Source organism: Pseudomonas putida (assembly GCA_041879295.1).
Classification (GTDB): Bacteria; Pseudomonadota; Gammaproteobacteria; order Pseudomonadales; family Pseudomonadaceae; genus Aquipseudomonas; species Aquipseudomonas putida_Y.
In genome coordinates, this window is record CP047152.1 from 4,157,005 (window position 1) to 4,179,875 (window position 22,871).

The 22,871-nt window shown below is 57.7% G+C and carries 12 protein-coding genes; 5 read left to right on the forward strand and 7 right to left on the reverse strand.

The features are described 5' to 3' along the window. Positions 1–303 precede the first annotated feature (303 nt). The 4 genes from GST84_19085 (at position 304) to GST84_19100 (ending at position 4,733) form a co-directional block, all read left to right on the forward strand. The gene (locus GST84_19085) at positions 304–2,751 is read left to right on the forward strand and encodes an acyl-CoA dehydrogenase (GenBank protein ID XGB14315.1); all 2,448 of its coding nucleotides are present in this window, start codon (positions 304–306) and stop codon (positions 2,749–2,751) included. Positions 2,752–2,830: 79 nt separating this feature from the next. Next, entirely contained in the window at positions 2,831–3,235 is a 405-nt protein-coding gene (locus GST84_19090; protein ID XGB14316.1) for a dehydrogenase, read from the forward strand. Positions 3,236–3,397: 162 nt separating this feature from the next. Next, a complete protein-coding gene (locus GST84_19095) occupies positions 3,398–3,940 on the forward strand; it encodes a type 1 fimbrial protein (protein ID XGB14317.1) in 543 nt (180 codons plus the stop codon). A gap of 145 nt (positions 3,941–4,085) precedes the next feature. Further along, a complete protein-coding gene (locus tag GST84_19100) occupies positions 4,086–4,733 on the forward strand; it encodes a fimbria/pilus periplasmic chaperone (GenBank protein ID XGB15808.1) in 648 nt (215 codons plus the stop codon). Between the two features lie 14 nt (positions 4,734–4,747). Here GST84_19100 and GST84_19105 read toward each other — a convergent pair whose 3' ends face one another. From GST84_19105 to GST84_19135, 7 genes are all read right to left on the reverse strand, one after another. Then, positions 4,748–6,103, reverse strand: coding sequence for a hypothetical protein (locus GST84_19105; protein ID XGB15809.1), 1,356 nt, complete (start codon positions 6,101–6,103; stop codon positions 4,748–4,750). Between the two features lie 173 nt (positions 6,104–6,276). After that, the gene (locus tag GST84_19110; GenBank protein XGB14318.1) at positions 6,277–8,472 is read right to left on the reverse strand and encodes an autotransporter outer membrane beta-barrel domain-containing protein; all 2,196 of its coding nucleotides are present in this window, start codon (positions 8,470–8,472) and stop codon (positions 6,277–6,279) included. Positions 8,473–8,632: 160 nt separating this feature from the next. Next, positions 8,633–10,642 carry a hypothetical protein gene (locus GST84_19115; GenBank protein ID XGB15810.1) on the reverse strand — a complete coding sequence of 670 codons (2,010 nt, stop codon included), beginning with the start codon at positions 10,640–10,642 and terminating at the stop codon, positions 8,633–8,635. Positions 10,643–10,943: 301 nt separating this feature from the next. After that, entirely contained in the window at positions 10,944–14,789 is a 3,846-nt protein-coding gene (locus GST84_19120; GenBank protein ID XGB14319.1) for a sugar-binding protein, read from the reverse strand. Positions 14,790–14,843: 54 nt separating this feature from the next. Continuing rightward, complete coding sequence (locus GST84_19125; protein XGB14320.1) at positions 14,844–17,675, reverse strand: hypothetical protein; 2,832 nt, start codon at positions 17,673–17,675, stop codon at positions 14,844–14,846. Between the two features lie 2 nt (positions 17,676–17,677). Next, complete coding sequence (locus GST84_19130; GenBank protein ID XGB14321.1) at positions 17,678–20,122, reverse strand: hypothetical protein; 2,445 nt, start codon at positions 20,120–20,122, stop codon at positions 17,678–17,680. A 173-nt stretch (positions 20,123–20,295) separates the two neighbouring features. Continuing rightward, positions 20,296–22,104 (reverse strand): hypothetical protein, encoded by a 1,809-nt coding sequence (locus GST84_19135; protein XGB14322.1) that lies wholly within the window; start codon positions 22,102–22,104, stop codon positions 20,296–20,298. Positions 22,105–22,499: 395 nt separating this feature from the next. On the opposite strand from GST84_19135, the gene GST84_19140 reads away from it, so the two are divergent. Continuing rightward, positions 22,500–22,868, forward strand: a complete 369-nt coding sequence (locus tag GST84_19140) for a hypothetical protein (protein ID XGB14323.1) — start codon at positions 22,500–22,502, stop codon at positions 22,866–22,868. Positions 22,869–22,871 lie beyond the last annotated feature (3 nt).

Consider the following 22,871-nt stretch of genomic DNA (forward strand, 5'->3'; position numbering starts at 1 on the left):
AAGCCCGCTCCTACAGGCTCGCCACCGTCTTCACGTCACTGGTATTCCTGCGTGGGTTTTACCCGCACATAGGCCGAGCCTGCCGGTCATTCACCGTCGCGGCCGCCCCCGCATTCGCCAACCGCTGGCATCGCCACGTTCCGCTGTAGGAGCGGGTTCACCCGCGAAAAGGCCGGTACAGGCGAACAAATGAACTGAAACTCCCACCGCCACACCCTGTCACTGTTCTGAACATGCCGTTCACAGCATTGCGTCTAAGCTGTCTGGGACGGCTCAAGCCCTAGGTTCCAAGGAGGACCGATTATGTTGCTGTTGTGGTTGGTGGTGCTGGTAATCGGCGCGGCGTACCTCACGCACCGGCGCCTGGCGCCTTTGCAGATACTCGGCGTCATGGCGGCCTATGTGCTGTTGATGGGCATTTTCAGCAGCGCCCCCGGCTGGCTGCTGGCGCTGATCTGGGTGGTGCTGGCCCTGAAGATCGCCCTGGTTGTGCTCCCGCAGTGGCGACGCAAAGTGTTTACCGCCCCGGTATTCCGCTGGTTCCAGCGTACCCTGCCGCCCATGTCGCAGACTGAGCGCGAGGCCATCGACGCCGGCACCGTGTGGTGGGATGGCGAACTGTTCAGTGGTCGCCCAGACTGGCGCACCTTGCTGGCCTACCCGGCACCGAAGCTGACTGAAGAAGAGCAAGCCTTCATTGATGGCCCGACCGAAGCACTGTGCGCCATGGTCAGCGACTGGCAGATCGGCCAGGACCTGGACTTGCCGCCCGAAGCCTGGGCACATATCAAGCAGCATGGCTTTTTCGCCCTGATCATCCCCAAGGAATACGGCGGCAAGGGCTTCTCCGCCTATGCCCACTCCCAGGTGGCGATGAAACTGGCCACCCGCAGCGGTGATCTGGCCTCCACGGTGATGGTGCCCAACTCCCTCGGCCCTGCCGAACTGCTGCTGCACTACGGCACCGACGAACAACGCAACCACTACCTGCCGCGCCTGGCCCGAGGCGAGGAAATCCCCTGCTTCGCCCTCACCGGCCCGCTGGCCGGCTCCGACGCTGGCGCCATGCCTGACACCGGCATCATCTGCAAAGGCCAGTGGCAAGGTGAAGAAGTGATCGGCCTGCGCCTGAACTGGGAAAAGCGCTACATCACCCTCGGCCCGGTCGCCACCCTGCTGGGCCTGGCATTCAAGGCCTACGACCCGGACCACCTGCTGGGCGATGAGGAAGAACTGGGCATCAGCCTGGCACTGATCCCCACCGATACCCCCGGGGTGGAAATCGGTAAACGCCACCTGCCACTGGGCGCCGCGTTCATGAATGGCCCCAACAGCGGCAAGGACGTGTTCGTACCGCTGGACTTCCTCATTGGCGGCCAAGCGATGCTTGGCAAAGGCTGGATGATGCTGATGAACTGCCTGTCGGTAGGTCGCTCCATCTCACTGCCTGCCGTGGGTACTGGGGCTGCCAAGTACACCAGCCTGGTAACCGGCCAGTACGCCAATATCCGCGAGCAATTCAACGTGCCACTGGCTGCCTTCGAAGGTATCCAGGAGTCGCTGGCACGTATTGGCGGCAACGCCTGGCTGATGGACAGTGCCCGCCTGCTGACCGCCAAGGCCGTGGACCTGGGTGAGAAACCCTCGGTGCTGTCGGCGATCCTCAAGTACCACTTGACCGAGCGTGGCCGCGAATGCATCCAGCACGCCATGGACGTGCACGGTGGCAAGGGCATCATCATGGGCCCGAACAACTACCTGGGCCGCAACTGGCAAGGGGCGCCGATCTTCATCACGGTCGAGGGCGCCAACATCCTTTCGCGCAACCTGATGATCTTCGGCCAGGGCGCCATTCGCTGCCACCCGTTCGTGCTCAAGGAAATGGCCTTGGCCGGGCGTGAAGACCACGATCAGGCGCTCCAGGAATTCGATGACCTGCTGATGAAACACATCCTCTTCGCCGCCGGCAACGCGGCCAGCACTCTGGTGTTCAACCTGGGGTTGGGGGTTTTCGAGAAAGTACCGGGGGACACGCTGAGTCAGGGGTATTTCCGAGCCCTCAACCGCCAGGCCGCCGCCTTTGCCCTGCTGGCCGACCTGTCGATGATGCTGCTGGGCGGGGCGCTCAAGCGCCGGGAGCGCCTGAGTGCGCGGCTGGGCGATGTACTCAGCTACCTGTACCTGTCCAGTGCCGCACTCAAGCGCTACCACGATCTCGGTTCGCCCGAGCACATGCAGCCCCTGCTGCGCTGGGCCATGGAAGAAAGCCTGGGCCAGGCGGAGCACGCCCTGGACCGGTTGCTCGACAACTTCCCCAACCGCTTCGTCGGCTGCGCGCTACGGGTGCTGGTGTTCCCCTTTGGCCGCCGTCACACCGGGCCGAGCGATGAACTGGACGCCGAGGTGGCAGCGCTGATAGGACGCAGCAAAGGCGACCCTGCGCTGGAAGAGCTGCTTGCCGGTTGCTTCAGGCCGCAAGCCGACGGCGACCCGGTGGCAGCCCTGCAACGAGCCTGCGACCTGCTGGAGGCGTCGACGCCGCTGCACAACGCGCTGCATCAGGCAATCAAGGAAGGCAAGGTACGACCGGCGCCCGGGCAGTCGGTGATCGATGCGGCAGTCGACAGTGGTGTACTCCAGCCTGATCAGGCGCAACGCCTGCACGCGGCCGAACAAGCGCGCCGTGCCGTGATCGACGTGGATGCCTTCGACAAGGCACAGCTGCTGCCGGAGCAAGGCAAGGTACGCTGAGACAGGGGCCGTTTTGCGGCCCCTTCCCCAACCGGCGTATACTCCGCGCCCCGTTTCAACCATTCCGAGGACCACCCCAATGGCCACCCCCCACGTGGAATACCACCTGCAACTGCTGAACCACCTGCGCACCATACTGGTGGCCCTGGGTGAAGCCGAGCAGGTACCGGAGGAAAGCCACACCCTGTTCCTCGACCGCTTCGACGAGCTACTGACCCTGTTGCCGCAAAACCCGCTGGAAAGCCAATATCTGGGCCAAGACCTGATATGCCAGGTGATTCAGCGCTATCCGCAAATCGCCCACCTGGTGCCGCGCGACCTGCTGTGGTTCTTCGGTGGCGACTGCCTGCACTTCATGCCGGACGAAGAGCTGCAGCTCTACCAGAACCTGGAAGATCTGCGCTATGAAGCGGAACGGGACGGCCTGCGGTTTGACTGGCATGCACAAAAGCAGGCTCTGCTGGAAGCCGTAAAAAAGTCCTGAACACACGTGCGCTGCCGCCCTAAAAATCCGTACCCAGCTGCCACTTAATCCTACATTCAACCATTGGCCTCCCCCCCTATGCTGTTGGCCGCTCCCCCTTCGGCTCGAAGCCGACGCAAGGGAGCGTCCCCTAGTCAACACGACAACATCAAGGAACTGCCAATGAAAAAAACTTTGCTCATGCTCGCCATGGCGATGGCCAGCAGCAGCGCATTCGCTCTCGACGATGAAACAGGCCAGATCAGCTTCTACGGTACCATCTACGGCGGCGGTACCTGCCCGATTGAAGTCGTCGCCCCAGGTGGCAGCGTTATCCCCGAGGTATCGCTGGGTAACTTCACGAAAGGCTACTTCCACACCCCTGGCACCGCCACGCCTGACAAGGCATTCGCGCTAAAGATAACACCGACTCCGGCCTGCCAAATTCCAGCCCCCCGCACCGCAACCGTGAAATATACACCCTTGCACGGCATCGTCGGCGGCGACCTTTATGGCGTCAACGGTGCCTCGGGCGTGGGCGTCGCGATCAAAGACAGGCTGAAAGCCAAAATTGCACCCAACAGTGCTTCCATCCCATACGATCTATACGTAGATCGCCCAACGGAGATGGTGTTCTACGCCTCGTACGAGTCTTACCTGGATGCAGCAGATATCACCGACGGTGTAGCACAAGCTGAAGTCGCCTTCACGGTAGACCTGCCTTGACACCTACTCCAGGTGCCCGCACCTGGAGTCCACCATTCCTGCCCGGTCAAACACCATGTCACCCCTTTCTCGACTTCTGATCACCTCATGCAGCTGCCTGGCGCTGCTCACAGCCATTCTCCCCGGCGCACAAGCGGCACTCACCATCAGCCACACGCGAGTGGTGCACGACAGCGCCAAACGCAGCTCCTCGGTCATCGTCGCCAACCCCTCCAACAGGCCGTACGCGGCGCAGGCCTGGGTCAACACCGAAGCCGACGACGCAACCACTGCCGTCCCCCTGATCGCTGCCCCTAACCTGTTCCGCCTCGACCCCGGTGGCGAACAGACGGTGCAAATCAATGCCCTGCCTAACGATCTCCCCCGTGATCGTGAGTCCGTGTTCTATTTCAACCTGCAGGAAATACCGCAGGCAGCGACCAATGACGGAGAGAACATCCTCAACATCGCCCTGCGCACGCGCATCAAGCTGTTCTATCGTCCCAGTGAGCTCAAAGGCCGCCCGCAAGACCGGTTGAAAGACCTGGCCTGGTCGGTGCAACAAATAGATGGAAAACCGCATCTGGTCGTCGATAACCCGTCGCCTTATCACTTCACCTTCAGCCGCCTGGTGGTAAGTGGCAATGGCGCGAGTGAAACCATCAACGCCAAGGCCATGGCCTTGCCCCTGGGCACGCAGGCCTATGCGCTGAACACCATGACAGTCACCGATGGGCTACAGGTGAAGTTCACCACGATCAGTGACTACAGTGGCATAACTGCAGAGGTCTCCAGCCCGGTTGCAAGGCCGTGATCCAACACTTTCCATCAATCGCGCAGTGGCAGGTTGAGCACGGGACGAAACGCTACCCAAGTCGCGCCCTCATCGAAGCTTACGGACGCCGTGATAGTAAAATTATGACCGATCCATAGGGTGGCCAGGTGGGTTTTAGGTACCGTCACATCATCGCGCATGCCAATTCCCTCGTCGGCCTCGGTAGCAGATAACGCATGCGCAAACAGCACGTCATACGCTGGCGCGTCGCTGCCACCAGGCAAGACCCCGGTCAGCTGAATGCTGACCTGCTGCCCCTCGGCAATCAAAGGCCAAGTGCCCAGCCGGATCGGCACATTGGCTGGCGCCTTGCCCAGGCTGAACCCATCGGCATTGGCCCCATCCAACTCGGGTTGGGGCAACCGCTCCGAGCGCGCTTTCACGTCCAGAGCAAGTGCGTCGGAATCGAGCGCATTGGCGTTGTCACTCACGCGGTATAGCACCGTAACGGTATGCGTGCTTTGCGCCAAAACGTACTGGGTGGGTATTTCGAAGAAACGCTCTTGCCCGTTGTACGGCGTGCTGGTCGTAAAGTACCCCGCTGTGCCCGGCGCTCCCCACACCACCGTGAGGGTTTCATCCGGGTAGATAACCGCACTCGCCGGGACCTCAACCAGTAACGGCGGGTAAAAGTCATTGAGCGTCAGCGTCTGTTGTGCCCCCCAGCCCTCTGCCTGGTCGATCAACACCGGCGGCAAACTTCGCGGTATCGGCGTGGCAGCCACCTCCAGCGTGACTGGCTGTGAACCAGCGCTCAGGTTACCGGCACGGTCACAGACCTTGTAATGGACATAGCGCTTGCCATCACCGCGCGCCAGTATCATTTCCTTGGAAAATACGATGCTTATCGGCCGGCTAGGGTCCATCAGTTCATACCGATCGACCTCTTCATTGGCAAACGGCTCACGATCCCAGTAAACGATCAGCGTGTCAGCCACTGCGGGGGTTTGATATCTCGGCACCAGCGCCTGCAGGACGTTGTTCTCGAGGTAGCGCGCGGTCACGCCGTCCCTGAGCACTTCCTCATCGAACACCAGGCTCCCTTGGTTGTCACCCAGCACTGGCGCCACCTCGTCGATGGTCAGAGACAGAGGCATGGATCCGACCTCCTCCCCATTGAAGCCGTGGGCCAAATAGGTGACGGCCGCCACCCCGTGCTCGAGGAACTGCACCGGGACATCCACATAGAGCTCATCTGGCGGTATGTCGTCGTACCAGGTCTTTTTCTCGACCTCTGAACCGTTCCAGTACAGGATGATCCATTCCGGGCGTTCGGGAGTTGGACGCGAGTATTCCCACATCGGGATGTCGATGCGCAGTGGGCGACCCAACACCGCAACCGGCAGCAAATTGTGCTGCCCGCCGGGAATGTCGGGTAGCGCATCCGGCGCCGTCGGCGGATCGAGCGGGACCGGAACCGGAACGTAAGTACCCTGTGTAGACCGTTGCATACTCTGCATCTCCATCCAGTGCAGGCGGGCACAAAAAGGGGAGGTTCGATACCTCCCCGGTTGCAATAGCCCTACCAGCTGTAGTGAAGCCCGACGTTGGCACCCCAGGGCTGCTCGATCTTTTCACCGTTGGCGTAATCGAAGTCGGCGTGCAGTTGCAGGCGATCGGTCATGCTAACGGCAACCCCCAGCCCCAGCTCGCCGCGCGAGCCCGACAGATCATTGTCAAACCGGTTGTCGTTGACGTTGACCTGGTTGTCGTCGACGAACTCATGTGCGTAGGCAGCGCGCAGGTAGGGTTGCACCTTGCGCCCGGCACCTAGGTCGAAGGTACGCCCAACGGTGGCCCCGGCCTTGCCGAGCAGCGAGCGGGTGACGTCGCCGCGCGCCTGCATTCCGTTATCCAGGTCATAGTGCTTGCCTTGGATGGTGACCATTGACCATTGCGTATAGGGCTCGATGAAGTAGTCATTGCCCAGCTCCAGATGGCGACCGAACTCCAGGGATGCACCCACACCGAAGTTGTCGTAATCACCTTTGCTGCGCTTGCCATCGCTCAATGTGATATCCGACGAGTTGTCAAAGCGGTTGAGCTTGACCACCCCATCCAGATAGTAACCGCTCTGGGCATCGAGCCAGGTGGCATACAGCCCCAGGTAATAACTCTTGACGTCGGCAGACGCGCCACGCGTCAGGTTCAAGTCCGAATTGCTGTGCCCTGCCATCACACCCAGAAGCCACTGGCCATCCCCAAGCGGCAGCGGCATATCAGCACCTAACGAGAAGCCCTGCTGTACCTGCTGGTATGCACTGCCCGCTGCATCGGAAACGTTGTACTTGTTGCCATATGCCCTGACCCAGCCACCCGCCTTGCCTTGGTCCAGGCGCAGTTCGCCCATGCGGCTCCGCAAGGTGGTGAGCTCGCCATACCATACGGTCGGCGCGGTGTTGAACAGGGCCAGCACCGAAGCGGTACCGGGGCTGATGACCTTGCTCGCACCGTCGAGGAACCAGTCGTTGCCACGCTGCACCAGTTCGTAGGAGAACGTGCCCACGTCGACTGGGCCGTTGAGCAAGGAAAACTGCGCATCGCCTGCAGCGGCATGCACCAGGTGCAGTTGGTTCTCAGACACAGGGTCGGCACCACTGCTGCCAACCAGCAAGGTATGGCTGCCGGTGGCGGTACCGGTGATTTCAAGGTAATCGCTATCGCCGGTACTGAAGTCGGCGTCCATGATGAAGTTGCCACTGCCAGCCAGCGTCCCCACGCTCAAGCGCTGATACTGGCCCGGCTCACCAAACCTGACACTGCCACCCTCAAGGGCCAAGCTGCCGACCTTGCTGTCCTCGACCATGTTCCAGCGCGCCTGGTTGCTCAGGGTCAGGCCTGCGACGTTCTCCAGTCGGCCTGTCAGGCTGGCGTGGTTGTCCAGCGTCAGCGAGGCACTGGAGCCCTCTTCGACACGCACGTCACCCACCAGTTGGCTGTTGTCCACCGTCATGCGTGCCGTGGAACTGCCCGTAACTTCCAGCAGCGCGCCGTTGCTGCCTTGCAAGGTGCTTCCTCCGGCTACGAGGATATCGGCCTCAGCCGGGCCAAGCGCGGGGTTGCCGACCACAATCGCAGAGCCGTCCTGCCCCTCTACGTGCGACCCCACCAGGCTCACCGTCGCAGTGCCAGGCTGTGCCTGCGCAGACAATATCCGCAAGCCATTCCGTGCACCCTGCAAACGGCTGCCTTCCGCGCTGAGCGTTGCGTTGTCAAACATGTCCGCAGCTGCGGCCGTACCGGTACCGACCAGTGTGCTGTTGTGCAGTACAAGGGTCGACTCGGCCGATATCAGCGCCCCCCCCCTGGCGCCTTCGACATAACTGTCACTGACGGTGGCCGTTGAGCCACCCAGGCTGTTGTCGCGCTGCAAGCGCAGGCCGTAGCGGGCGCTGACCACCCGCGAATTGGCAGTTACGTTTGCGCTCGAACCGCCCCGCAGGGCGATGCCATCGTCCAGTTGCGCATCCACCGTGCTGCCGCTCATCTCCAGGTGCGCACCGCCAAAAATATCGATGTGCTGGGTGGATGCACCGTTGGCGTCAAGCCTGGCCCCTGGGTTTAGTTGATAGTTATCGAGTGGTGTATTCGCATCGATGGTCAGGTCGCCATCCACGGTCGTCAACGCTTGGGCAATTGGGCTTAGCATCATAAGCGCAGACATGACCACCTTGGCCGGCACCAACGGCCCCCCGCGTTGTTTTTGCACAATCCCCATCAGCAATGACCTCAGTTGTGTCAGTTAATGTTTCTGCCAAACGGCTATGGCAGAAAAGTTACTAAACACAGTCCGAAAATTCTGTAGGAAAACCCTACAACCCTTTCGTCAACTTCAGAAAGGACGGCGATGGCGCGCTCTATCGCCGCCCTTTCACTGCTCATTGCCTAAGTGGGCAGGCAGCCCCAAGCTGGTGCATGGAGACAATTTGTTCCAAGGTAAGTGAGGTGTACGGCTTACCCTCCAAGGTGAAGCTATACGTTACACGACCACGCCCTTCCCTGATGGTTGTGCTGTAGTTAGGAATGGGTAAAATGTGCTTATCATATGGCTCGATCCGCCATACGAATCCATTCAACTTACCGCCAGTCAGGGCTATATCTTCTGTCTTGTCGATACCCGGGATTTTTGTGTCGCCAGAGTACCCATGCACCGCCGTCCAGTGCATTGTCACCGTATCACTCTCTGTCAAGCCATACTGAGCAAGATCAGGCACTTGAACCCGAATAGATGGGACGGTGTCAGTGGGGTCGTTTGGATCGAACAACGACTTACACCCCAGCCAGCCTACTGGCGCTTCGGTATTTCCGCCTAAGAAAGCAGGTGCTTCGGGGCGCAAAACGATGGCATTGACTAACACATCCGTAGAGGGTGAAGCCGTTTTATTAGGAATGCCAGTGCGCGTGATCTCATAATGAACCGGTACGGTTCCGTTCTTGCCTGCCTCGATATATTCCCAGGGAATTTCACACGTAATATTCGAGCCGGGGTCTCCACTTTCTACAGGATAATCCGCATCAGCAATATGCTGCGCCCCCCAATAGAAGGTAATGTTGTCACCCTCTTTGAATGCAGCATCAAGCAAAAACGTCAACGATGCAGGATGCGTTTCATCGTCCGGGGTCAGTTCGTTGGCTTTACCTGAGATTGCACCAGTTACCGTGACTGGCCCCAGCTTCGGGTTGACGGGCCCTGGCCATTCTGGGTCCGGATTTGGGTCAACCGGCCCAATGCGTTCGAGGTTGACGTTCACATCAATGGATTTGCTACCTGCCGAGACCGCCCCTCGTCGCAGCTCATAGCTGACGGGCGTCTGCACATCGCCGCTGCTTGTACTACCATACTGCTCCCACACTTGCAACGACGTCAGGTTGACGACCAAGGGGAACCGGGGAGCGTTGCCGATCGGTTGCCAGCCGAGCTTGAGCGTCCCCCATGTCACTTCAAGCTCATCCGTGGGCTTGAAGTTTGAAAATTCAGGGATCTGCACGCTAACACCGGTGAAAACATCCTCTTGGTCAATCAACCCATCACCAGAAGGCGCCAACGGCACTACAGGGTCCTGCAACCCGGTGGGCAAGGGCCCGATAGCCACCCCTACCGGGAGGTACTGCGAGAGCTTGCTGATGTTCCCTGCCTTGTCCACCAACAGGTAGAGTGCATAGACGCCACCGTCACCTGTGTCTTCGATGGCCTTCTTAGGCACTCGCAACGCTTGTGGTGGAGCTTGCACAGGCACACTCACAACAGGTGTCAATCCGGAGGGATCGTCAGGCACGCTTTTCAGCCAATACACATGTACGGTATCGCCTGCCTTATAATCGTCATACTCTGGGAAGGCCAAATCCACGATATCGATATTGGCATCCGTCACATCCGCAATTGGCGTAAAGGGTGCTGGCGTTGCCTGGCCATAGGGAGGCACGCGGTCAAATATCAGGCTGAGTTCCCCATCAGATATTATCCTATCCCCACCATTGTACGGCTGAACTTCACAACTGAATTTGTGTTCACCCTCCCCCCAGGCCTCTATCTTCGCTTTGGGAACTGTGAATGCAAAAGGAAAATCAGGCTTATCATCGGCATTGAATTCCTGGTTGAATATCTCCTCTCGCCCACCCGTAGCCGCAGTATGATAAACATATAATGTGTCAAACAGGGTAGACTCCGGCGGTGCAAAGGTATCCCAAGGTTGCAGATCGATAATCAGGTTTTCAGCTGGGTTCAGCAAGACGCTGTTCTTCACAGTATTATCTGCAGGGTCCGCCAACAGCGTTTCCTTGATAGTTGGCGGATCGAGCGGCGCGACCTCGACTGCCCGGGCCCTGGCCCCGCGAACGCTTTGACGGGCTTGTTCTGCTGCCGCCCACTTGCTTACTTGCTTGTTCATAGCCTCACCCGCTGGATAGAAGTTGAAAAACGACAAACCAACCAAACTCAGGTGAACCCATTAAAAAGCGTAACCCCCCCATCGACAACTGACAAAAATGTCAGTTGACGCTTTTACAAAGATGCTTTTTTCAAACGTAAAAATCCGATACCAGAGGGCTGGTATCGGATTTTCCATAAAGCCCAGATTGGGTTCAACTGCTTAAGCAAGCAGCATTATGCGCAGGCGCAAGACCTTTCACCCACGGGGTGGGCCCACTTGACATTACCCCTGCAAAGCCAGGTAGCCCCTCGATAAAGGGTCACAGTACATCCTGCATCGCCAACCGATCCAGCGCATCGTAACCATAGGTAGCCCCACCCGAACCGGACGCCAGCTTGACACGCTGCAAACGCCCTAACCCATCATATTCAAGTTGACGCCCCTCCTCATCCAGTATCAGGTTGCCATCGGCATCGTATTCCAACTCAATGATTCGCGGCTCATCTTCAAGCCCATTGATGGTGATGCCCGTCAGTTGCGCGGGGTCCCAAGGGTTGTCGAAATGATAACGGGCATCGATCATGCCTTCCTCGAACAGGGTGCGCACTCGGGTGATGTTATCCAGTGCGTCCATATCGAAGCGCTGCAGCTGGATCTTGTTGCCATATGGGTCTACGGGTACATAGGCGTCTTCACCCTGACACTCGTAGTCGGTCAACCGGCCTCGCTCGTCATAGACGTAGCTTTCTTCGCGCAGCACCGGCGTGCCCTCGCCCTCACTAAGCGTTTTAGTCACGATTGCATCCACTGCATCGTAGGTTTGGGTCAACGTCTGCTGCGTGTCGCCAAAATCAAAAATGCGGGATGTCTCGCGCTCGAACTCATCGTAGCCCAAGGTAGTTGTCAGGCTACGCACAGTACCGTCGGGTTCCTTCGTTTCCGTCATGTAGGACTCGATACGGCCCAGTGCGTCATAGTAGAAGCGGCTGACCAGTGTACCCAGGCTGGTTTCCTCGAGCTGGCCCAATGCGTTGTAACGGTGTGATTGAACACCTCCTAATACATCCGTGTAACTCAACAGGCGACCGCCAAGGCTGTGGACGTACTGCATGCGAAGCGGTTCCCCACCCCCCTGGCTACGCGTTTCCGAACGCAGGTGACCGGTACTGTAATAGTCTCGCGAAAGCTCATCACCATTTTCCTTGCATCCGAGCAGCCGAGCATTTTTTGTGTCGTAGTCGTATTCCGCATTCACCTCGGTGTTAACCAGGGTCCTTTGCCAAGGCTCTTCACCTACCTGTGGCACATACTTGTAAACAATATGCTCGCCACGGGGGGAAATCACTGACTCCGGCTGGCGCATGCCCGGGGCATATTCCATCAAGCGCCGACGACCACCGGTGACAGACGCCACCATACGGTTCAGGCCGTCAAAGGCCTGTTCGCCCAATACATGCTCCTCCACTACCCCACCAACGGTTTCCAACACTTTGATCAGCACCGGCAGGTCTTCGTGGCTATGCGGCGCATACTCACGCACCACCTGCGAGTTATCGGCCAAGGTATGCACGAGCAGTCGATCGAATTCATCGTAGGCAAAGGCAGTTTGCGCTTGACGGCCATCGATTTCCCGAGAGGTCCGGCCCAGGCCGTCATAAAAATACTGGTGCAAGCTTTCCCGTTTGCCATCAAGGCGCAAGCGCTCGACACGCACCGGCTTGTCGAACAGATTCTGCCATGTCACGGTCTTGCCAGTGCGCACCTTACCATCCCCCGATTCACGCCACTGCGTGATGATCGGCCCTGCTGATTCTTGCGTGCCGATCGGGTCGGTTTGTTCATGGTTGCGCACACCATCCGGCCCAACCTCACAGCAACGCTGCCCCCAGGCGTCGTACTCGTAACGGGTGGTCAGCGGCAGGTCTTCCAGCGCCAGCCACTCATGCTCAACCTCTTCAACCAGGTTGCCCAGGGCATCGTACGTTGCACTATAGGTCTGCCGCTGCGCTTCCTGAGCTGCTGGCGTAAGCGCATAGTCGGGGTCTTGGCGCATCCGCCGAACTTCACGGTTCAGGCCATCGACATAACTCCAGGTGGTAACACCCTTGACGTCTACCATGACCTGCAGAGCCTGGCTGCCATTGGACGACAGGTGGTAGCTGTACTCGCGTTTCGCCGTGTACTCGGTACCCGGCGCAACGGTTTCGCTTGTTACGCGTCGCAGCTCGTCATAGGTATAAGCGATCTGCACATCGTTGCTGTCATAGTTGTCGTCATAATGGAGCAGCGGTTCACCGATCAACACCGAATGCTGCAAAGTAGTGACTTTTTGCGCGTGACGCTTGCCCGTACCTGGCAGATAGTGCCCATGGTCGAAGCCGTTCAGAGTCGCCACGGTTTGCACAGCGGGATGCTGGTCCACCTCAACCCGGGTGTAGCCATAGGTTGTTTGGGTAACCTTGCCGTTCAGCTTCAGTGTTTCACTGACAGGCCGGCCATGTTGCAACTTATCGTCGCGCGGGGTTGCGAGCCTGGACTCGCCATGACGCAATGCCTTGATCTGGCGCCCCCGCACCAGGCCACGTTGCCAGGTTCCGCCGACGCTGTCTGCATATTCAGTCTGGGTATGGCGCAACAGCTTGGCGCCCTGAACTCGCACCAGTGCTTCAGTATGCTGAAGCAACTTGCCCCTGGCATCAGCGTCGAGGGCGGACAATTTGACGTAGGTATAGTCGCTACGCAGTGTTTCTGCTCCGGCATCGCCGTCGGCGGCGGGCTCCACCGTGCGCGATCTCAGCCACCGGACAAATCCTTCTGGATCACCGGGGTAGCCTTCCTCGGCGGCCGCTGGGTAATAGGTGCTGTGCGTTGTCACACCATTGGGTTGCTGCTCCAGTATCAGGTTGCCGTATGGGTCATAGCCAGTGGTGACTGTCTGCTCCCGGTAAGCGTTTGAGTTTCCTGCCAGCCGCCAGGCGGTTGTCACGGTCTTGGGTAACTGGAAGTTATTCGGTTGTGCCGAGAATTCTAAATTATCGACCTCATGATAGGTGGTGGTAACGGTATTGACGCAGGCTTCCTGGGTAGTGACCTGTTTGGTTATTAAATGGAAGCGGTTGAAACTGCGCTCGACCACGCGCACCGCAACCTTGTTCATATAGTGGCTTGTCGTCGAGGTATAGAGAAAATCGTTCCCGGTAAACTTGTACAAGTTGTCGAAGCCATTGTCCTCCCAACTGACGCCGGCGCCATTACCTAGATAATTATTGCTGCTGAAAGCATAGCGTGTTTCGACATCGTCCTGTTCAAAGCCTGGGCTCACGACATGGCGCGTTACGTACGGTAGCGTCCTCCCGCCAGGCAAGTCATGACCATCGTACTTGTATTCGATGGCTTCGCTGCCACCGAGCGGGGTCCGCACATGGGTCAACAAACGCAAAATGCCCCACGACTCAGTTTGCAACGGATGATAGTCGAATTCCCAGCGTGCCTTGTCCGGGGTGGGTAACACGACTTGTTTCAGTTCATCGCCGTCGCGTACCAAGGTGTAACGTGCGAAGGCTTTGGTCCCGGGGTTCAAGTCGATCAGCACATCGCTGGTGGAATAGTCGATTTTCAGCAAGGTCCTGTTGGTGTCGTCAACGATCCATTCCAGGCAGGGCGCACCGTCCACAGGCGTGTAGCCCAGGGTGATGCCGTGACCTGTCTCTGCCAGCACCCGCACGGGCAAGGACACGGTGTAATCGGGAGCCTGTGGCTCAAGCAGCTCGATCAAACCGGTCTTGTGCGCCACGCGATAGCGCTTTTGCTCGCCTTCGCTGACATTTTCAAAATGAAAGCTGTCGATTTTGCGCTCTAGCACCACGGCCTGCTCACCCGGACCGTTGTCGTCCACTTTGAAGCTTTCACCGGAATGCAGGTTGAGCATCCCACGGTTCGTGAATTGGCTCAGGTTCAAGCTCCAACCGCCTCCGAACCCCGGATCCCCTTTGCTCATCGGGTTGTAGGACAGCCGCAGCGGCAGGCTGGGGCCGTTAAGGTCGTTGGCGGGCAGTTCGGGTAACTGGATCGCCAGTGTGTATTGCCCGGTTCGCGGGTCAACGCCACCCTGCACGAAGCTGAGGAAGTTGAAAGCATTGGAATGGACGATGGATTGGGTCGTCATGGTAAATACTCACTCGATAATGGGGTGCGTCGCCCGCGAACGGGCGACTTGGCTTTACTGCCCCTCAAGGACAAACTGATTGCGGCTGTCCACACCGCCCTTGAAGGTAATTCTCAAGCGGTGGGCATTGCCGTAGTTGTCGGTGAGCGTTACGACCAGTGGTCTGTCCAATACCTTGCGATACTCGGTATGTTCGGTGTCAACCCAGTATTTCAAGTTCGGTACCCGGTCCAGGCTCAACAGCAGGGTGCCAGCACTGACGGATTCATGGCCTTTGAACTCATAATCCAGGCCCTCAAACTTCACCTTTTCCTCATGCACCAGCAACTCGAGTTCAGCCCCATACGTGATGCCGCTCAGTGGCGATACGGAATCCGTATCACGACGGGGAATGAACGCAAACCCTGTGTAGCTGCAGTAGGTTTCGTCGATCAGTTCGCTTTCCCACTTCATCATCGAAGCATGCGCCAGACGGGCCCTGACAAACTCGAGCCCGGGAGCTCTGAGTACCCAGTAATCGGTGGTGTAATGCCAATAGTTGAAGAAGTCGCCGTTTGAGTGATTACTACCATCGTGGGTATACACCCGCTTTGGCTCAAATTTGTAATCATCAATATTGGGCGGGGAAACTTGCACCCCTTGCAGCTCGAGCACCCCCGGGCCCTCCTCCACGAGGTCAGAGTAATGCCAGCCGTTGTTATGATCCTGGAATTTGGCCTTGAACTTCCTGACCTCAGCCTCCAGGGCGTTCACAAAGAAGGTCACGGTACGCCGTGCGTCGATAGGCGCTAGCAATGAGTCTTGCTCAGCCTGAACCGCGCTAACTGGAAAGTAGTCGTAGCGAACATTGCGACGCTTGGTAACTGCCCATTTCTGGTCAGCTGCCTCCTCAGGCAGCTCATCAGGGTCCAACCCATCAGCACCAGCCGGCAAGACGTAGACTGGGCTGCCGTCCTCGTATAGCAGCTCCAGCGTCGATAATTCCTGATCGCTCACCGGGTCCCATACAGTCCCGTCAGCCCCCTCGAAACTTTTGGTTTCGATAACGACGTCGATGCCAACCTGCTGCAAACCATTGGCCCAGACCTTGTTACGATTGCTGTTATTACGCAAAACTTCAAATCTGTTGAGCGCTTTCCAACGCTCCTGCTGTGTGGCCATTTGTTGCACACTGTTACGCCCGTGCTCGATCACGGCAAGCCCCCCAAGCCCGTAGGCAACGCCGACAACGACGCTGACTTCACCCGGCCCGCCTGGCTCAGCCCCCGGCGCGGTGTAGACACCGTCCTTAAGCGTACCTTTACCGAAGAGCAACCATGAGTCCGCCTTATAATCGAGAAGAGCGAAGTCCTGGGTCCCGCTGGGTGGCATTTGGGTGACATGGAACGGCTCGAGCTGGAGCATCATGGAGTATTTGATCATCACCACCGTTGCATAGCCGCTGTCGGCGCCGCGCGACACCTTTATACGCAACAGCTCCACTGGCTCCTTTTCGTCTTTGGCGCTCGGCGTATACCTGACACTGCGGGGGTCTCCCGGAATCGCTTCAAAGCCGTCAGTGGTGCCATCCTCGAGCGCCCAGGATATGCCCTCGCCATGTGACGCCGTCAGCGTGAGCGCAGGATCGCCTTTGTTCCAGAGCACTACCTTGGGTGAAATCGCCAAGGCCTCGCTGGACTCGACCACTAATGCCGTACGTACTTCACTGTCGGGCGACTCGGTCAGCTTGGCCGTCACTACGACAACTTGCGAGTCACTGGCAAATTTGTCGATGGCCGAAGCGGTATAACGCCCGGCCACCATGTCACCGCACGCACGCGGATAAGTGAGATTACGCACCGACCATTCACTGGGCGCCGTGCCCGTCAGGGTGAATTGCTTGTCCCTGGAAGCCCCTAGACTACTTAGCGCCGGCTGCAGAATACGCGCGTCCTTGCTAGGCGTAATATCGCCAAACAGGATGGTGTCATGCTTCTTGTACTCTTCGGACATCGCAATCTCATGTTTCTGCGGCAAGACCACCTGCGACAACACGTCGGTGGCGAACTTGGCCATCAGGGGGGCCCAAGCCTTGCTTACCAGCAGCGAAGCACCGTAGTTGTCCTTGCCGGCACCGCTCGCCGGCAGTAGGTAGAGCCACCCGGCAGGCGCATAGCCCCACTTCAGCGCACCCCTTAACTGCATGAGCAACACCACGGCCCCATCGTCCGCAGGCGATGAGCCGCTGCCCCCCCCTTCAGGGGCCTTTTGCGCCACGACAGTGAAATCCACCACGGACATTGCGTTATAGCCAAAGTGGAATTCGATCGTTACCACCGGCAATGCCCAGTTGCGCAACTGCGGCCCCAGCTGCCGCAGCAAATATGCGCCCATGGTGCTTTCGGCGTTTGGGGTTGGCGCCAGGTTACAGACCGGGTCGGAGACCGTACTCCAATCGATGACCAATTGGCCCTTGTCGGCATTACGTGACCGCACTACCTGCAAATCGACGGTCACTTCGAATCGAAAGCCCATGCCCGGCTGCAGCACATGGCTGCGCCTCAAGAAGCCAGGCTCGCCTGGGTACTCGGCAATCATGCTACACCTGCCGGCGATCAGTTCCATGCTCAGCTTGACCCGTGCCGACCGACCACTGGCCGCTCTGAACGACACCTGGGGCGGGCCGAACATGATGTTCGCGAAAACAACCTTCTCGGTGTTGTTATCCGCGTAATATTCGCCGCTGAACGGCACGATAAAGTCCTGGGTCGCGAATGCCTCGACAAAGCGATCCTGCAACAGTTGGTTGAAACGGTCGCGGCCGATCGAGAGCATCGCACCCCAGCCGTGCATGGCGTCACCCTTGCTCAGTTCTGCGAGCAGGTCATCCTTTGAATTGCTAGCCATGATCAAGCCCCCTTCGCACCGGTGTTTTGCTTGACTTGCTTCAGCTTCTCGATGTAATCCGGGTCGTAGGGTAATGGAAGCACGACGTAATCCCAGGTATTGGGCCTAGTCTTTTCAATCGCTGCAAGAATGACGTAATCGCTGTCCTTTTCGTTGATTGTATAAACACCCGTTTTTTCATCAATATTGCCCGCCCCCCTTACCGTGTACCAATCGACCGCATCAGGCGGGATTAGCTCAGGGTCCATCATTCCCCCTGGAGTCCAAAGCTCCAGCGCCAGCTTTCCTTCTTCCGGCTGCGTAGCCTTGAGCACGCCAGTGACAGGGAACCACGCTATGAGGATATCGAAGACGTCCGTCTCCCCCCCAGCGGATACCCGCACAGTGTCCAGTTGCAACACGCGCCCAATCGTGTTCGCAGCACCCGGTTGATGGGTCGGTGCCTCATAAATGCGCGCGTTCGCACCCGGGGGAATCTCAAGGTTATCGTCGTCGGCGTTTGGCTCACGCAAGGCGCCTTTGGCACCGCCCCCCATGCTCCACTGCAACTGTTCATCCAAGCTGCCACCTATCAGCAGGTAAGTGCGGGGTTTCGTCGGAGGCTCCGGCGAATAATGGGCGACCTGTAGAAGCGGATAGGCCGAGACTTTTCTAGCGACGACTGTCACCAATGCCCGACTGATACTGTCGCCTGATTGGGCCTCGACGATGACCTGCTTCGAGGCACCTGTGATCTTGTCCCGCGTCGGCGCGGTATAGGTGCCATCCTTGATAGAGCCTATTTCACCCTCTGAGCCTGGCACGGGCTTGACAGTCCAGGTAACTGGGCCGTTGGGTGGTGTCGTCAGGGCGAAGTCCTGACTTGTACCGGCCCCAATCGATGCCTCTAGAGGTTCAATGGCAAAGGCGGTGAACTTCGGTGCCAGGGTACCCAGCAACGACAGGTCGCCCGGGGTTCGCACAAGCTGGGGTTCAGCGACCTGATTGCTACGGAACAACAACCCATTCAAACGCAAAACGTCCAGCGAAACCGATGCGTTATTCACAGCCGTCCAGATCGTCTTGAAACTCGCAACTACGCTTTCCAACACGACTGGGGCGGTGTCCTGTATGATATATTTTTCAAATGGACCGATCCCCCAGTTATAACCATCCAGATTCTCGATATCAACGACCTTCGACGTCTCAGAACCGGCTTTGAAAATCACTCTACCATCATTTGCAAGGTCAATATCAAACTCTTTCGTGCACAAAAGCTTGTACCGCGCACGCCGCTCAGCGGTCCACCAAACCTCGGTCCAAAGGAAATAAGCCTCGAATGTAACGTCTGCAACCGGAGCCCACTGAAAAATAATTTTGTTGTTTGCGACCAAGCGAAACCTTAAACTTTTGTCATTCTCTGTCAAAGCAAATGCGTCATAACGCTGCCAGCGCACCCAGCTATCTTCGTCAAAATCCTCGCGATCACCTGGGTAACTGAAATTGACCGTGGAACTAAAGTCAATTCCTACACAGAAAGCACCCTCTTGTACGAACACCGGTTCCGGGTCCGTGATCTCGGGCACACTTCTCCACAGCTTGGAGAGCACATGCTTGACCCAGCTGTCATTACTTATGATCAAGTTTAACGTGTAAGAGTCGTGTTCACTGCCCGGCGCTGGCAATGGCAGTAAATACGGAAAACCTTCATCGCCCGCAGGCCAATCACCGACCGCCTCACCATGGAAGGCCACGCCAACCAGTACCGCGCCCTCTTCAAGTTCGGCCGGATCAGTACTCGCGAGCGCCTGGCCGGCCTTGGCCAGTGAGTGCGTTCGAACCGAGAAAGAAGTCGGCTTCAATTCACCTTCCACTGGCGCGAGCGTGTTCAGTTCCCATACTTGCTCTTCCACCTCCCTCCCTTGAAACTCTTTCCGAATAGCGCTACCCACCTTATCGTTCAAGTCCTTCCATGCAGAAACTTCGAACGTATAGGCTGTACCCTCGGCCAGGTTCAGTGTTACCCGGCCCTTGTCATTAATGTTGCCCCCGTTGCTCTCTTTGAGAGAGATGTTCATACGCACGGACGGGGCGGTCAGTGGGTCGACCCGAGCGATGCTTACCACTTCCAAGGTATCACTGCCTGACTTTTCGCGCAGATGCTTGATGGTGCCGCCAACCATACGCATGCTCAACCGCGCATCAGAGCTACTAATGCTCGAGTTGACGAAGGTCAAGCTGGGTTTGCTGAAGGTAAGCTCCGCCAGATCAATATAACTACCCGTCTCAGTTAGATCACGCAGGTTGATAGGTTTTAGCCAATGGCTACCGTCGAAACGTTCAATGTGCTCCTGGGTCAACAGCATGTTGGTCTTAAAACGATCATAAACCAGTATAGCCCCCCAATCTTTCGTCTGGGGCTTTTCTCCAAGGAATTTCAAATATTGAGCAAGTGTAGGCCTAGGCATTTATTTAACCCTCTGAACTCTAGAAACAAGAAAGGTGCATCACAGACTGCACAGCAGTGTGCCCGCACAGCGTTACAACAAAACAACCTGCTGACAGCACTTCACTTAAAATCACTCAGCGCCCGTCATCGCTGGAAACAAAACGCCAGCACTTGATGCGCGACAACCTGGAACTAGTCGACTAACGTCAAGCTATTAACACGAAAGGGCGTATAGTAAATTCCACCGTCATAGCTGAGCCGTGGATACAACGTGAATCCCTGATCCACGATGAGCCGCTTCAATATGTCCTTGGGTAACTTCGCCTTCACCCCGGCCTCGACTTCCCCTGAGGAGACTTCGATAGCATCGTGAAACACGTATTCCTGCTCGCCCTCTGCCGTCACGCCGACGATCGACAAGGTCAGTAGTTGCTTTTCAGCAATGAAGTGCCAAGTTCCCAGCTCTAGCTCGGCACCGTCTTCAGGCACTTTCGAGAGCGGCAGCTCTTTACCAACGACACCCTTGCAGATAATCTGCGGCAACTGTTCATGTGGCAGTGGCGCTACTCGCAGGTGGTAGGCCACCGAGTCGAAATAATCAGCTTCATCGGCTTCGTTGATCACCCGGTAAAACACCTTGAAACGCCTGGATTCGTCCTTGTTACCCCGCGCCATATTCGCCACAACATACTGCGCCGGGATGAGAAAACGCAGCGGGTCGGCTGTGCTCGCCGGCTCCTTGGCCACGTATTGGCCCCATTCGGAATGCCCCATCCAATGCACCTGCACGCGTTCTCCAGGCGCGACAACGCCGGTGGGCACTACAACATATACGCCGTCAATACCAGACAGCGCCTCCATCGTTCCCCAATCTGGCGTTGCATCCGGGTTGGCACCCCTGATATCAGGCGCCACCAGCGCCTCTCGCATTGGCAGTATCTCTACCTGCAACTCGCTCGAACTCAGGCTCTCGCCCGGTCGGCCATATTGGTAGCTCAACCACACCGTCGTGCCCCCATTGGACGCCAAGGTTTCGCCAGAAACCTGAAAAGGGATCGAGGCCGCCTCCATGGTGCTGGGATCGACACGCACCGACTGGATCAGGTCCCCCACCGGGCTGCGCCAATGCATGACAACGCGGTCAGACGGCGCCATCGAAGGGTACACCGGAACCCGGATCGTCACGCCCGAGCGGAGCTTCGCCGGCTCCAGCGGTTCGCCCTCCGCATGCCCATCGATGGCAGGTTTTTCGAGGGGCTGGGGCAAAGTCGCGCCCGAGTCGATTTCCCAGCGTTGGACAGGCGAATCGAGCTTGCTGCCGTTCACCAATTCAATGCTGTAAGAGCCCTCTGCATGGCCCTTTTCCAGTAAGCTGAAAAAGTTTTTGGGAACGGTGGCCGAGAGGGCTTTCTTGCCGAAATGGTCTTCATCGACTACCAGCGTCCTGGACCAATCATCATCTTTATCCCCATCTTCGTCGTAGCCGACCACCTTGAGATGGACTTTGTCTCCCGGCTGCATGGCCTGGTAGGGAGCGACAAGCACGGTCACCACACCACCGACGGGGAGCTTGCGGGGCTGAATGACCAAGCCGTGCGAGGGCAGCGCCTGTAGCACCGCTAGCGTCTCGCCTCCCTCTTGCGGGCGCACCCCCACATAGCAAAACTGCCGAAGTGACTCCAGCGGGTTGCCGCCGGATGGGAATACGGTGTAGGACAGAAATGCCCATCCGCCAGCGGCGCCTCGGATAGTTGCGTTATCGATCTTTACCTCGACCCCATCTATCGGGTCGACCGGGTACCCCGCGCCTGTATCATCGAAGGCATCACCGCCCGGGTTAGCCCCTATCCAGCGTGGGCTTACAGTATCTGCGTCATCCATACCCGTGTACTTAATACGCACGACCAATGCATCGGCACCCAATTTATCCAGATCTATCTCATCACGTTCATTCAAATCAGGGATATGCGGCTTCTCGGGTGCAGCTTTCAGCCCACTCATGTCAAGCGACCTCAGGTTAATTACCCTTTACGCTGAAACGTCGCAATCGCTGATCAACCTGCCAATTTGAACAGGACGAATACGTCGACGCCATCGCATGGGCGACTGTAGGAGTGCCAGCTGAACGCTACGCCCTGGAACACTTGGGCCTCGTCTGCCAGCAACATATTTCAGCAAAGTTATAGCCCTGCTCGGATCGGTCGAACAACTGGTAAAACTGCTAGGTGCGCGCCAGAGAAAGCCCCCCTAGCCTGTATGCGAATACGTGAGGCCTATGCGCATCACTTTCGCTCATGGATGTCGCGGGCACTCCAGCTGCGGCACACCCGATCCACACGCTGACATGAGACGACCAGCATGAACACTGAAAGTGCCCCCTCCAGTCGGGCGTTATAATGGTTACCGACCCGGACCAAGCCTTTAACGAATTAATCATCCCAGAAAAGTATGGCGAAACATTCACACTCAACATAACGCTTTCCAAGCCACGCAAAATCCAATTCGCCGATATACCTTCCGCCTCGGTCATTACATTGACTGGCAATGACTGGTCACTAAAACTCAAGACCACTCACCACCCGGCCGGCCTGGAGCCGAACGATATTTACTATTACGCGAGAACTTACGATAACAACGCCTTCATCAAGGAAGGGATGGGCGTGGTGGTCATGGGAAAAACCGGTACAGCGAGCAACGACACACTAAAAAAAATTGAGGTCACCCTTTCGAAAAAACCTGGCCTCCCATCCACTTCGCGAGAATAATGT